Consider the following 14,032-nt stretch of genomic DNA (forward strand, 5'->3'; position numbering starts at 1 on the left):
CCGCGTCGTTCCGCCGCACGCGACCAGAGGTAACCGCCGATCAGTGCTGCCCACATCCACACATCGATGATGAAAATGCTGTCGCCGTGATACCAGGTCGATGCAAAGGGTTCGAGGAGCCGTACCCCGTAATTGTTCAGCCAGTCGAACGCCGGATGGCTGAGCGTCCCGATGAACGCGAGCAGCAACAAATGCCACGGTCGCACCGGCGCGCGCGCCTCGGGCCGCTTGCCCCGCCGCGCCTGCCACCGGTCGAACCCGATCATGATCGCGGTCAGCAGTACCGGCAGCACCAGCATCGCGATCGGCCCATGCGTCAGCCCGCGCCGCATCTCCAGCGACTGGATGCCATAGACGGTGCAGGCCGCGTCCAGATCGGGGATATTCGCCGCGATGATCAGCGTCGGCATGCCCAGGCCCGACAGCTTCTTCAGCCCCGCCTGCCCCAGCGCAGCACCGATCATGCTGTGTGTCAGATTGTCCATGAACCAGCCGCTATGCGGTGCGCGGTTCCTTGTCCACCTGCCAGGTCTGGCCCTTGCTGACGAGCTTTTGCAGGTCGGCGACCTTGCCCTCGCTCACCGCCGCATTCTGCGCGACGACCGCGCTTTCGAAGGTCGGCGCGGGATCGTCATAGATCACGCCCAGCGCCATCGGGAACGGCCCGAACGGCATCTCGACCAGCAGATGCGCGAGCATCCGGTTGGTCACGTCATGCACCAGCACAGCCGATGCATCGCCATCGACCACATCGACGACCTTCAGCGTCAGGCTTCCGGTATCGAGCGCCAGCCCCTTGGTCCCGCCCGCGAACAGCATCGGCTGCCCATGCTCGACCCACAGCTGGTGCCCGGCATTCGCCTTGTCGGTGAAAGACGCGAAGACATCCGCGTTATAGACGATGCAATTCTGGAAAATCTCGACGAACGCCGCGCCCTTGTGCGCGTGCGCGGCCTTGAGCAGTGCGGGCAGATTTTTGTTCACATCGATCCCGCGCGCAATGAAGCGCGCGCCGCTGCCCAGAGCGAACGCGCATGGCTTGGCCGGATGATCGACCGATCCGAACGGGGTAGAGGGCGACCGCGTCCCCTCCCGGCTCGTCGGCGAATATTGACCCTTAGTCAGCCCGTAAATCTCGTTGTTGAACAACAGGATCTGGCAATCGAGGTTGCGGCGCAGCAGGTGCATGGTGTGATTGCCGCCGATCGACAGCCCATCGCCATCCCCGGTGATGATCCACACGTCCAGCTCGGGATTGGCCAGCTTCACCCCCGTCGCCACCGCCGGCGCACGGCCATGGATGGTGTGGAAGCCGTATGTTTCCATATAATAGGGGAAACGCGACGAGCAGCCGATTCCGCTGACGAACACCGTCGTCTCCGGCGTCGCGCCGATCTCCGGCATCGTCCGCTGCACCGCCTTCAGGATCGCATAGTCGCCGCAGCCGGGGCACCAGCGGACCTCCTGGTCGGTCTCCCAATCCTTCGGCGTCGAGGGGCGGATGGTAGTGATCTCGTTCATGCCAAAGCCTCCTCGATCGCCGCCTCGATCTCATGGATTCGGAACGGCTGACCCGACACCTTGTTCAATGGCCTGGCGTCGACAAGATATTGATCGCGCAGCAAGGTCTTGAGCTGCCCGGTGTTCATCTCGGGCACCAACACCTTCTCGTAACCCTTCAGCAAATCACCCAAATTCGCCGGCAGCGGCCAGATATGGCGGACATGGATGTGCGACACGTCCAGCCCCTTGCGCCGCGCCCTCCGCACGGCCTGGGTGATCGGGCCATAGGTCGATCCCCACCCGACGACGGCCAGCTTCCCGCCCGCTTCGCCCTGCTCGATCTCCTGATCCGGCACCGCGATCCCGGCGATCTTCGCCTGGCGCGTGTCGGTCATCGTCTGGTGGGTGGCGGGAGCATAATCGATATTGCCCGTCCCCGGCGCCTTCTCGATCCCGCCGATGCGGTGGAGCAGCCCCGGCGTCCCCGGCTTGACCCATGGCCGCGCCAGCTTCTCGTTGCGGGCATAGGGCAGGAATTTCTGACCCTCAGGCGGCGGCTCAGTGCGGAATTCCACCGGGAATGGCGCATAATCGCCCATGTCCGGCACCTTCCACGGCTCGGCGGCATTCTGCAGATAGCCGTCGGTCAGCAGCATCACCGGGGTCATATATTGCGTCGCGATCCGCACCGCCTCGATCGCCACGTCGAAACAATCGGCGGCAGAGCGCGCGGCGATCACCGGCACCGGGGCATCGCCATTGCGGCCATAGACCGCCTGATACAGGTCCGACTGCTCGGTCTTGGTCGGCAGCCCCGTCGACGGCCCGCCGCGCTGGGCATTGACAATCACCAGCGGCAATTCGGTCATGATCGCCAGGCCGATCGCCTCGGTCTTCAGCGCGATCCCCGGCCCCGACGAACAGGTGACGCCCAGCGACCCGGCATAGGACGCCCCGATGGCGGAGGCTACCGCCGCAATCTCGTCCTCGGCCTGAAATGTCGTGACCCCGAACTCCTTCAACCGCGCCAAATGGTGCAGGATCGCGCTCGCCGGGGTGATCGGGTAACCGCCATAAAAGAGCTTGAGGTTCGCCAGCTGCGCCCCAGCGACAAGCCCCATGCTGATCGCATCCGCGCCCGTCACCGTGCGGTACAGCCCCGGCTCCACCGGCGCGGCGGGCACATGCATCTGCCCGATCCCCAGCGCGCCCAGCTCCGCCGTCTCACCATAGGCATGGCCGGCATTGAGCGCAGCGATATTCGCCTCGGCCAGCTCGGGCGCCTTGGCGAACTTGGCCTTGAGCCAGTCCACCAGCGGCCCGCGCTCGCGGTCGAACATCCACAGCGCCAGCCCCAGCGTCCACATATTCTTGCAGCGCAGCGCCTCCTTGTTGCCCAGCCCGAACGGCTTCACGGCATCCAGCGTCAGCTGCGAGATATTGAGCTTGAGCAGCTGCCATTTGGCGAGGCTGTCGTCCTCCAGCGGGTTCGCGGCGTATTTCGCCTTGTCGAGGTTGCGCTTGTTGAACTCGCCTTCATCCGCGATGATCAGCCCGCCGGGCTTCAGGTCGCCGACATTGGTCTTGAGCGCCGCCGGGTTCATCGCGACCAGCACATCCGGCGCATCGCCGGCCGTCTCGATCGCCGCCGACCCGAAGTTGATCTGGAAGGCGGAGACCCCGAACAACGTCCCCTGCGGCGCACGGATTTCGGCGGGGAAATCGGGGAAGGTGGCGAGGTCGTTGCCCGCCAGCGCGGTCGACAGGGTGAATTGCCCCCCGGTCAGCTGCATCCCGTCGCCGCTGTCTCCGGCAAATCGGACGACCACCGCTTCGGGCGGCGGATTGGCGGAAGCCTCTTCGGGCGTGACCTGATGGGCGGCTGTGGCCATTCAGTCTCTTCCTGCAATGTCATCCCGTCCTCTGCGGGACGGTATGAAGGCAAGGTTAGAAGGATGGCGCGCGGTTGCAACCGCTTCTTTTAGGGTGCCCTGCCCAACGCCAGGATCGACGCGACATGCCGCGCCGACACCTCCATTGCGTCGAGCCCGTACCCCCCGCCCAGCGCGCTCGCGAGCGGCAGCCCATGCCGCCGCGCCAGCCCCGCGATCCAGCTGTCGCGCACGACCAGCCCGTCGCGGCTCAGCCCCAACCGCCCCAGCCGGTCGCCCTCCCACGGATCGACCCCGGCCTGATACAGCAGGATGGTCGGCGCGAACGCATTGACCAGCCCCGGCAGGCTGGCGCTTAGCGCCTCCATATAGCCAGCATCATCCACCCCGTCGGGCAGCGCGACGTCCAACGTCGAACGCGCTTTGCGCACCGGGAAGTTCTTCTCGGCATGGATCGAATAGGTCGCGATATCGGTGCGCCCCGCCGTCAGCGCGGCGGTACCGTCGCCCTGATGCACGTCGCAATCGACGATCAGCACCCGCTCCCCCTCCTCAGCCAGCCGATGCGCGGCGATGGCAAGGTCGTTGAACACACAAAAGCCCGCCCCGGTCGCGTGCAGCGCATGGTGGCTGCCCCCGGCGGTATTGGCGGCAAAGCCAACACGCTGCGCGATCTTCGCCGCGGCATAAGTGCCGCCCGGCACCGCCAACGCCCGCGCCGCCACCTCCGGCGTCACCGGAAACCCGATCCGCCGCTCCTTCTCACGCGGCACCCGCGTCTCGATCACCTCGGCGACATAATCGGGATCGTGCACCGCCTCGATCCAGTCGCGCGGCATCATGTCGGGTTCATGCCATTCCAGCGTATCGCCCAGATCGCGCAGCAAGTCGCGGACCAGCCCGTTCTTGTTCCACTGATACTGGCTGCGCGCGGGCGCGGGCGCGACATAGAGCGGGTGGTGGACGACGGCGATGGGCACGGCTCAATCCTCCCCTGCGAGGGGAGGTGGCATCGCGTAGCGATGACGGAGGGGTGTCGCGCTATCGAAAGGGGGACACCCCTCCACCACGCCTTCGGCGCGGTCCCCCTCCCCTTTCAGGGGAGGAATGAAATGGCTGTCGATCCGCGCATCCCTCAAGCCGCCAACGCCTCCAGCGCCTCCTGCGCCTCCATCCACGCCGTCTCCGCCGCCTCGATCCCTTTCACCACCACGCCGCGCTGCTTCATCAACTCGGTCATGGTCAGCTTCGCGAGATCGGGCGCAGCGCTGGCGGGATCGAACATCGCCCGGTCAATCGCGCTCAGCTTTTCCTGCAACCTGGTCAGCTCCGCCTCCGCCGCCTTGGCGACCTTGCGCATCGCATTGCCCTTCTCGCGCGCCTCGGCCGCCTCGCGCCGCGCATCCTTGCGGTTGACGCCGCCCTTGGTGCCACCCTCGCCCTTCGGCTCCTTGGCCAGCACGAACGCGATGTAATCCTCGATGCTCCCGTCGAACGGCTTCGCCGTCCCGCCATCGACCAGAACCAGCCGGTCGGCGGTCATCTCGATCATGTGCCGGTCATGGCTGACGATCACGACACAGCCCTGATAGGCGGTCAGCGCCTGAATCAGCGCCTCACGCGAGTCGACATCGAGGTGGTTGGTCGGCTCGTCGAGGATCAGCATATGCGGCGCGTCGCGGGTGATCAGCGCCAGCGCCAGCCGCGCGCGCTCCCCGCCCGACAGCTTGCCGACCTGCGTCAGCGCCTTGTCACCGGCAAAGCCGAACCGGCCCAGCTGCGCGCGCACCGCGGCGGGCTTCTCGCCATCCATCAACCGCTGCATATGGTCGTACGGCGTCTCGTCGCTGTGCAGTTCCTCGACCTGATACTGGGTGAAGTATCCCACCCGCATCTTAGCCGACGCCGCCTTCTCGCCATCCAGCGGCGTCAGCTGCGCCGCCAGCAGCCGCGCCAGCGTCGTCTTGCCATTGCCGTTGCGGCCCAGCAACGCGATGCGGTCGTCGGGATCGATGCGCAGGTTCAGCCGCGACAGGATCGGCGTCCCGTCATAGCCGACACTGGCATGGTCGAGCGTGATCAGCGGCGGGCGCAGCTGGTCGGGATCGGGAAAGCCGAACGCCAGCGTCGGATCGTCGACCACCGCCGCAATCGGCTGCATCCGCGCCAACGCCTTGGCGCGCGACTGCGCCTGCTTCGCGGTCGATGCGCGGGCCGAATTGCGCGCGACATAATCCTGCAGCTTCGCGCGTTCGGCCAGCTGCTTCTCGCGCGCTGCCGCCTGCTGCGCCTGCCGCTCGGCCTTTTGCCGCTCGAACTGGTCGTAGCCGCCGGGATAGAGCGTCAGCTTGCCCTTATCGAGATGCAGGATGTGGTCGACGACATTGTTGAGGAAATCCCGCTCATGGCTGACGATCACGATCGTCGCGGGGTAGGAAATCAGGAAATCCTCGAGCCACAGCACCGCTTCGAGGTCGAGGTGGTTCGACGGTTCGTCGAGCAGCAACAGGTCCGGCTGACTGAACAGCAATGCCGCCAGCGCAACGCGCATCCGCCACCCGCCCGAAAAACTGTCGAGCGGACGGTGCTGCGCCTCCTCGTCAAAGCCAAGGCCGACCAGGATCCGCGCCGCGCGCGACGGCGCGGTATAGGCGTCGATCGCCCCAAGCCGCTCGTGAATCTCGCCCAGCCGGTCGGGGTCTTCGAGCCCCTCGGCCTCCGCCATCAGCGCCGCCCGCTCGGTATCGGCGGCCAGCACCGTCTCGAACGGCGTGGTCTTTCCAGCCGGTGCTTCCTGCGCGACATAGCCGATCCGCGCGCCACGCGGCATGTCGGCGCTGCCTTCATCGGGGTCGATCTGCCCGGCGATTACCTTGACCAGCGTCGACTTGCCCGCGCCGTTCCGTCCGACCAGCCCGATCCGCCCACGCGGCGGCAATGCCGCACTGGCGCGGTCGATGATCGTGCGCCCGCCCAGGCGGACGGTGATGGCGGAAAGGTTCAGCATGGCGGCGCGCCTAGCACCGCCACCCGATTCAGGAAAGCCGCCCCTCGAAATCTGCGTAACCGAAGCTCTTCACGATCCGCAGATCGTCGGTCCGGCTGTCCCACAACGCGATGCTCGGCAGCGGGACGCCGTTGAACGTCGTCGTCTTGACCATCGAATAATGCGCCTGATCGAGGAACGCGAAGCGCTGCCCCGGCACCGGCCATTCCGGAAAGCGGAAATCGCCGAGGATATCGCCAGCCAGACACGACGGCCCGCCCAGCCGCACCAGCACTTCGCCCTCTTCGCCCAGCATCGCCGGGCGGTACGGCGCCTCGATCACGTCGGGCATGTGGCAGGTAGCGGAGATATCGACCACGCCGATCGGCATGCCGTTGGTGAAGACATCGACGAACTCGCCGACCAGAATCCCGGTATCCAGCGCGATCGCCTCGCCCGGCTCCAGGATCACCTCCAGACCCGTCTCCTCGCGCACTTGGCGGAGGAAATCGACCAGATCGTCGCGCTGGTAATCGGCGCGGGTGATATGATGCCCGCCGCCGAAATTAAGCCATTTCAGCTGCCCGAAATAGGGCTCCAGCCGCGGCTTCAGTGCTTCCCAGGTCCGGCGCAGCGGCGGAAAATCCTGTTCGCATAGCGAATGGACATGGATGCCGTCCACACCCTCCAGATGCTCGGCATGAAGCTGGTCGGCGGGAAAACCGAGCCGCGAATGCGGCTGGGCGGGGTCGTATTTCTGGACCTCACCCTCGCTATGCATGGGGTTGAGGCGCAGCCCGACCTCGAATTTCTCACCCCGCGCCCGCGCCGCCGCCAGCTCGCTCTTCATCGCGGTATGCTGAAACGGGGTGTTGAAGATCACATGGTCGGAAATCGCGCAGACCTCCGCCATGTCCGATTTTTTATAGCCCGAACAATAGGTTGCGATCTCACCATGATAATGGCTCTTCGCCAGCCGCGCTTCCCACAGGCCCGACGTCGCCACTCCGTCGAGATATTTGCCCACCAGATCGCCCAGCGACCACATCGAAAACGCCTTGAGCGCCAGCAGGATCTTCACCCCCGCGCGGTCGCGGACATCGGCGATGGTCTGCAGATTGCGCTCCACCGCCGCCGCATCGACGACAAAGCACGGCGACGGCACGCGCGACAGGTCGAACCCGGCGAACGCACCCGGATCACCGGCCTTGGTGGACATGACGGGCGACGCAGCGCGGGTTTCCATTACACTTCCCCAGATTGAGGCATTCCCGACCCAGCCTGGGTCGAGATTTGGTTCAGGCGGTGGCGAAAAGCGTGATTGCCGAGCACCGGAGCGCAGCGTGCTTCAGGCACGTGAGCATCGGAGCGCAGGGAATCGCGCTTTGCAGCCCCGCATGGGCCAAATATCGGCCCAGGCTAGAACTTCAGCGGCTCGGCCAGCTCCTTCACCTGCCACGGCAGGCCATGCTGGTTCAGCATGTCCATGAAGGGATCGGGATCGAACTGCTCCATGTTGAACACGCCCTCACCGCGCCACGTGCCATTGAGCATCAGCGCCGCGCCGATCATCGCGGGCACGCCGGTGGTGTAGCTCACCGCCTGGTTTCCGGTCTCCTCGAACGCATCCTCGTGATCGCAGATGTTGTAGACGTAGAAGGTCTTCTCTTCCCCGTCCTTGGTGCCGGTCGCGATGTCGCCGATATTGGTCTTGCCCTTGGTCGTGGTCCCCAGCGTCGACGGCTCCGGCAGCACGGCCTTCAGGAACTGCAGCGGCACGATCTCGCGGCCTTCGTACATGATCGGCTCGATCGAGGTCAGGCCGACATTCTGCAGCACGCGCAGATGCGTCAGATACTGTTCGCCGAACGTCATCCAGAAGCGCGCACGCTCCATTTCGGGGATGAACTTGGCCAGGCTCTCCAGCTCCTCATGGTACATGAGGTACATGTTCTTCGCGCCGACCTGATCGAACTCGAACACCTGCCGCGTCGACAGCGCCGGGGTCTCGACCCATTCGCCATTCTCCCAGTGCCGCGCGGGCGCGGTGATCTCGCGGATGTTGATCTCGGGGTTGAAGTTGGTCGCGAAATGCTGGCCATGATCGCCGCCATTGCAATCGAGAATGTCGAGCGTGCGGATCGTGTCGAGCAGATGCTTCTTGATGTACATCGCGAACACGCTGGTCACGCCCGGATCGAAGCCCGAGCCGAGCAGCGCCATCAGGCCGGCATTCTTGAAGCGATCCTGATAATCCCATTGCCAGCCATAATGGAACCGCGCCTCGTCGCGCGGCTCGTAGTTCGCGGTGTCGAGATAGTCGGTGCCGGTGTTCAGGCACGCGTCCATCAGGTTCAGGTCCTGATAGGGCAGCGCCAGATTGACCAGCAGGTTCGGCTTGACCTGCTCGATCAGCTTCGACGTCGCGGCGACGTCATCGGCATCGACCTGCGCGGTGTCGATCGTCACGCCAAAGCGCTCCTTGACCGATTCGGCGATCGCATCGCACTTGAACTGACGGCGGCTGGCGAGCGTGATCTTGCCGAACAGCTCGGGATTCTTCGCCATCTTGTGCACCGCGACCGACGAAACGCCGCCTGCGCCGATTACGAGAACGTCCTTCACGCCTTTGTCCTTCCTCAACTGTCCCGGGGGAATGCGGCCCCCATATGGGAGCAACGCCCCGGATGCAAAGGGCGAAGCACAGGCTGGCCCTAAGCCGCTGGATTCTCCTATGGATGCGTCATGAGCATGACGATCGGACGCAGGACATTCATCGGCGGCGCCGCCACCCTAGGCCTCGGCGGCACCGCCGCCGCGCAATCGACACAGAAGATATTCGCCCCCCTGCCACCCTGGCCGCCGCGCGAAACGCTGATGCTGTGGCCGACCCTGCCGCCCGGCACCCCGCCCGGCATCACGCCGTCGAAGGAACCGGTCCCCCTGCCCCCCGGCACGCCGCAGCGCTGGGAGAAAGGCATCCGCTACCCCTATATCGGCGTGTTCCGCCCACAGCGGCCCGACGGGCGCGCAGTGCTGGTCATGCCCGGCGGCGGCTATGTCTTTGTCAGCCTGATCAATGAAGGGGTGAATGTCGCGCGCGTGCTCAACCCGCTCGGCATCACCGTGTTCGTCCTCGCCTATCGCCTGCCGGGTGAAGGCTGGTTCAACCGCACTGACGTGCCGCTGCAGGATGCGCAGCGCGCGATGCGCCTGATCCGCGCCAATGCCGTGCATTACCGCATCGACCCGGCCAAGCTCGGCATCCTCGGCTTTTCCGCCGGCGGCCATCTTGGCGGCACGCTGACCGTCGGCCATGCCGATCCGGTTTACCGCCCGCGCGACAGTGCCGACACCCTGTCCGCCCGCCCGGCATTTTCCGGCCTGATCTACCCGGTGACCCAGTTCGCCAGCGCCGGTCCCAACAGCCGCTCCGGCCCGAACCTGTTCGGCGGCCCGCCCCCCGCCGGCGCCGCCTCCGCCCGCTTCGACGTCCTCACCCGCGCCAGCCCCGCGATGCCGCCACTGTTCCTCGCCCATGCCATGGACGACGGCACCGTCCCGGTCAGCCAGAGCATCGCGCTGGTCGAAGCCGCCCGCCGCCACAAGGTACCGGTCGAGGCGCATCTGCTCGAACGCGGCGGCCACGGCTTCGGCGCGCTGTCGCTCCCCCCGACCAACCCCGGCCACAAATGGTTGGAGTGGTTCGCCGCCTGGACCGCGACGCATGTGAAGTAATGCAACTCCCCTGCCTGCAAGGGAGGGGTTGGAGGTGAGTGCGAGCGTCAGCGAGCTTCGAACCGCTCGGCAGAACGCGAAGCTGACGGCATCGAGCCGTCATCTCCGCCACCCACCCCTAGCCCCTCCCTTGCAGGGAGGGGAACTTTGAGCCACCCTCACCTAAACAAAGGGGGAGGACTTACCATGCACAGCGCCATCTTCGGCCCGGTCATCGCACTGATCGGCTGGACCCTCATCATGTGGGTCTGGATGTACGCCACCCGCATCCCGGCGATGCGGCGCGCCAAGATCGACGTTGCCAACCTCACCGGCGGCACCGGTGCCGACCTGCGCGCGAAGATCGACACGAAATCGCAATGGCCGGCCGACAATTACAACCATCTGCTCGAACAGCCGGTACTTTTTTACGCGATCTGCATCGTGCTGACGCTGATGGATCAGGGCGACAATCTCAACGCCACCATCGCCTGGGTCTATGTCGCCCTGCGAATCGCCCACAGCCTGGTTCAGGTCACCACCAACCGCGTGATCATCCGCTTCTCGCTGTTCAGCCTCGCAACGATCGCGCTGATCATGCTGACGGTCCACGCGGCGATGGCATATTGGCGTTAAACCCCCATTTCTCGTCGTCCCGGGCCTGACCCGTTACAGGGCTTCTTCTTCGCCGTGGAATAAGGCAGCCCAGCCCCGGCTCAAGGCCGGGGCGACGGGTCAGGGAAACAGACGGGCGAGACTCCGCTCCAGCATCATCAGCTGCCACAGCGTCCGCCCATGCTCGGCGCGGCCGGAGCGATGCTCCTCTGCCAGCCGCGCGATCGCCTTGGGCTCGAACCACCCGCTCCCCGCCAGCACCCGCGACCGCGCCAGCCCGGCCGCCTCGTCCGCCAGCGCCGTGCGGAACCACGCCGACACCGGCGTCACGAACCCCATCTTGGGCCGATACAGCACCTCTTTTGGCAGATACGGCTCCAGCGCCTTCTTCATCAGCCACTTGCCCTGCCCGCCCCGGATCCGCATCGACGCGGGCAGCGTCGCGGCGAACTCGACAAAGCGATAATCCAGTAACGGCTCGCGCGCCTCCAGGCTCACCGCCATGCTGGTACGGTCCATCTTGGTCAGGATGTCGCCGGGCAGCCAGTGCCTGAAATCGGCGTACTGCGCCCGGTCCAGCTCGTCGCGCGCCGGGGCTTCCCGCATCGTCTCCACATAACGCATCTCGGCACGATGCCCGCCCAAGGCCGCGCGCGCCGCATCGGTGTACAGCCCGCTGCGCACCTGCGGCGTGGTCACCCCCACCGCCTTGGCATAGGCCGCGCCGCCCTCATCCGCCAACGCGAGCAGCGTCGTCTTCGCGCGCAGCGGTCGCGGCGCCCAATCGGCCTTGGGATAGACCCGCCCCAGCGCGCCGAACATGCCGCGCACCGATTGCGGGAGCACCGCGCGCACCCGCTCCTCCGCCGCATGGAACTTGTAGCGCCGATACCCGGCCAGCGCCTCGTCCGCGCCATCGCCCGACAGCGCCACCGTCACGCTCTCCCGCGCCAGCTCGCACACGCGGTAGGTCGCCAGCGCCGAGGCATCGGCGAACGGCTCGTCGAAATGATGCACCAGCGTGTCGATCAGCGCATAGTCGTCCGCCGCGACCGTCTTCACCCGGTGCTGCGTCGCGAACCGCTCCGCCACCAGCGCGGCATGCGCCGTCTCGTCATAGCCCGCCTCGTCGAACCCGATGGTGCAGGTCTTGACCGCCGCCCGGCTCGCCTCCGCCATCAGCGCCACGACCGCGCTCGAATCCACCCCGCCGGAGAGGAACGCGCCGAGCGGCACATCGGCAATCATCCGCGAGCGCACCGCAGCGCGCAGGTGGTGGATCAGCTCCGCCTCCAGATCGCGCGCCGATCCCTTGGCCCGCTGCGAAAAGTCGATGTCCCACCATTTGACCGGCGCAGCCATGGGCTTGCCGCGCTCCAGCAACAGATAATGACCGGCGGGCAGCTTCTTCACCCCCGCCAGCACGCTCGCATCGTCGGGGACGTACCCCAGCCCCAGAAAATCCTCGACCGCGGTAAAATCGGGCGTCCGCCGGAACAGCGGATGCGCCAGCAGCCCCTTGATCTCCGACGCGAACGCCACCGCCCCGTCCGACAGCTCGGCATAATGAAGCGGCTTCACCCCCATCCGGTCGCGCGCCAGCAACAGCGACTGCGCCCGCGCATCGTACAGCGCAAAGGCGAACATCCCGTTCAGCCGCTCCAGCAGCCGCGGCCCCCATGCGCGCCAGCCATGCAGCAGCACTTCGGTATCGCTATGGCTGACGAACACCGCACCCTTCGCCTCCAGCTCGGTGCGAACCTCCTGAAAATTATAGATTTCGCCGTTGAAGCTGACGACGACATCGCCCTCGGGCGTCGCCATCGGCTGCGCGCCGCCGGCCAGGTCGATGATCGACAGCCGCCGATGCCCCAGCCCAACGCCCGGCGCGGTCCACACCCCCGCCCCGTCCGGGCCGCGATGCACCAGCGCATCGGTCATCGCCCGCACCCGCGCAGGCTCCACCGGCTTGGGCGTCCCGGGATAGTAAAGGCCAGCTATGCCGCACATCAGTCAGTCGTTCCCCGCCCGGTTCCGTCGCACGGCTTTCGCGGGGATGGCGCGCCGGTGCAAGAGCACAGCCGCCAGTTCGCCGCTCAATCGACTCCCGCCGCCCGATCCGCCACCACATCCACCGGCGGCATCGCGCCCAGGAACCGCTTGATCGCCGCGCGGGTCGGCAGGTCGGTCTTCTCCGCCGACACCATCACCGCCACCGCGCGCTGCCGCCCGCCGAGCAGCTTGGTCTTCAGCGTCTCCGCCTTCACCCGCGACGGGCTGCCCGTCACCGTGTCGCCGACGCGATACCAGGTCACGACCTCGCGCTCGACGGGCCCCGGAGCGGTCATCCGCAGCGCACTGCCCCCCTCCAGCTCCGGCAGATCCTCGATCCGCACCCAGCTGTCATTCTCGCGGATCGCGCCCTGGCCGAATCCGACCAGCTCCTTGCCCTCGCGCTGGCTCGCATAGACCGCGATCACCAGATCGACCTGCGCGCCCATGCCGTCGGAATAGCGCGTCATCACGAAATGGTCCGCGCCGGGGAAATTCGGCTTCCACGCCGCGCGCGTGCTCAGCGGCCCCTGCGTCCAACCTGCCACCTGCGGCGCGACGATCTTGGCAGGCAGCGTATCGGCGCGCGCCGCAATCACTCCGGCCCAGGCCATGAACAGGCTGACAATCGTCAGCGCGACCAGCGCCACCACCGCCAGCATCTGCGCCGTCCCCGGCCAGCGCGCCTGCAATTTCGCGGGATCGAACCACGGCGCATCGGGATCGCGGTCGAACCACTTCCACCCGATCGCCAGCACGGCCGCCATCACGACGCCGAAAAACACCCAGCCATAGAGGATATGGTCGAACCCCGTCGCCGCCTCGACCGACGTCAGATACGCGGCATAGACCGTCCCGAACGCGCGCACGCCATTGGCCAGCATCGGCACGACCAGCGCGACCGCCATGAAGGCCACCCGCCGCGGCCAGCTGACGTAACAGACATTCGCCACCAGCGCGCCGTACGCGATCATCGCGATGACGAACTTCGCGCCCGAACACGCCTCGGCCACTTCGAAATAGCCATTCGGCGTGGTGATCAGCACGCCATCGACATGCGCCGGCACGCCGAACAGGTCGAGCATCGGCACCAGGATCGCGACCGTCAGGTCCTGCAGCGGCTTTTCCAGCCCCTCCCCGAATGGGACCAGGAACAGCATATACCCCAGCGGAAACGCCAGCGCGCGCACCACATTCGGCCCGAGCACGGCGACCACCGCGCCCTGCAACATCACCACCAGCCCCAGATGCCGGAACAGCGCCACCC

General features: G+C 66.4%; 11 protein-coding genes. 2 read left to right on the top strand and 9 right to left on the bottom strand.

Features of this window, described 5'->3' with window-relative positions:
• From AX681_RS09715 to AX681_RS09745, 7 genes are all read right to left on the bottom strand, one after another.
• Positions 1–485: metal-dependent hydrolase (locus AX681_RS09715; RefSeq protein WP_197424274.1), on the bottom strand; the 485-nt coding region annotated here is incomplete at its 3' end.
• A gap of 10 nt (positions 486–495) precedes the next feature.
• The gene (locus tag AX681_RS09720) at positions 496–1,521 is read right to left on the bottom strand and encodes a 2-oxoacid:ferredoxin oxidoreductase subunit beta (RefSeq protein ID WP_066665123.1); all 1,026 of its coding nucleotides are present in this window, start codon (positions 1,519–1,521) and stop codon (positions 496–498) included.
• A complete protein-coding gene (locus tag AX681_RS09725) occupies positions 1,518–3,395 on the bottom strand; it encodes a 2-oxoacid:acceptor oxidoreductase subunit alpha (protein ID WP_066682164.1) in 1,878 nt (625 codons plus the stop codon). Before AX681_RS09725 ends, AX681_RS09720 begins: the two co-directional genes overlap by 4 nt.
• Before the next feature lie 89 nt (positions 3,396–3,484).
• Positions 3,485–4,375: a histone deacetylase family protein gene (locus AX681_RS09730; RefSeq protein ID WP_231734928.1), complete on the bottom strand. Its 891-nt coding sequence runs from the start codon at positions 4,373–4,375 to the stop codon at positions 3,485–3,487.
• 155 nt (positions 4,376–4,530) lie between these two features.
• Positions 4,531–6,402, bottom strand: coding sequence for an ABC-F family ATP-binding cassette domain-containing protein (locus AX681_RS09735; protein ID WP_066663056.1), 1,872 nt, complete (start codon positions 6,400–6,402; stop codon positions 4,531–4,533).
• Positions 6,403–6,430: 28 nt separating this feature from the next.
• Positions 6,431–7,600, bottom strand: a complete 1,170-nt coding sequence (locus AX681_RS09740; RefSeq protein ID WP_066663059.1) for a carboxynorspermidine decarboxylase — start codon at positions 7,598–7,600, stop codon at positions 6,431–6,433.
• A 200-nt stretch (positions 7,601–7,800) separates the two neighbouring features.
• On the bottom strand, positions 7,801–9,006 hold the full coding sequence (locus tag AX681_RS09745) for a saccharopine dehydrogenase family protein (protein ID WP_156442871.1): 1,206 nt from the start codon (positions 9,004–9,006) through the stop codon (positions 7,801–7,803).
• A gap of 120 nt (positions 9,007–9,126) precedes the next feature.
• Between AX681_RS09745 and AX681_RS09750 the strand changes: the two genes are divergently transcribed.
• Together AX681_RS09750 and AX681_RS09755 are read left to right on the top strand one after the other, a co-directional pair.
• Positions 9,127–10,119: an alpha/beta hydrolase gene (locus tag AX681_RS09750; RefSeq protein WP_231733810.1), complete on the top strand. Its 993-nt coding sequence runs from the start codon at positions 9,127–9,129 to the stop codon at positions 10,117–10,119.
• Between the two features lie 186 nt (positions 10,120–10,305).
• Positions 10,306–10,734 carry an MAPEG family protein gene (locus tag AX681_RS09755; protein ID WP_066659002.1) on the top strand — a complete coding sequence of 143 codons (429 nt, stop codon included), beginning with the start codon at positions 10,306–10,308 and terminating at the stop codon, positions 10,732–10,734.
• Positions 10,735–10,833: 99 nt separating this feature from the next.
• Here AX681_RS09755 and AX681_RS09760 read toward each other — a convergent pair whose 3' ends face one another.
• Together AX681_RS09760 and xrtA are read right to left on the bottom strand one after the other, a co-directional pair.
• Positions 10,834–12,723: an XrtA/PEP-CTERM system amidotransferase gene (locus AX681_RS09760; protein ID WP_066682166.1), complete on the bottom strand. Its 1,890-nt coding sequence runs from the start codon at positions 12,721–12,723 to the stop codon at positions 10,834–10,836.
• A gap of 86 nt (positions 12,724–12,809) precedes the next feature.
• A partial coding sequence (gene xrtA, locus AX681_RS09765) for an exosortase A (protein ID WP_082749540.1) occupies positions 12,810–14,032 on the bottom strand: 1,223 nt, incomplete at its 5' end.

It is taken from the genome of Sphingomonas sp. CCH9-E2 (assembly GCF_001557215.1).
Taxonomy (GTDB): Bacteria; Pseudomonadota; Alphaproteobacteria; order Sphingomonadales; family Sphingomonadaceae; genus Sphingomonas.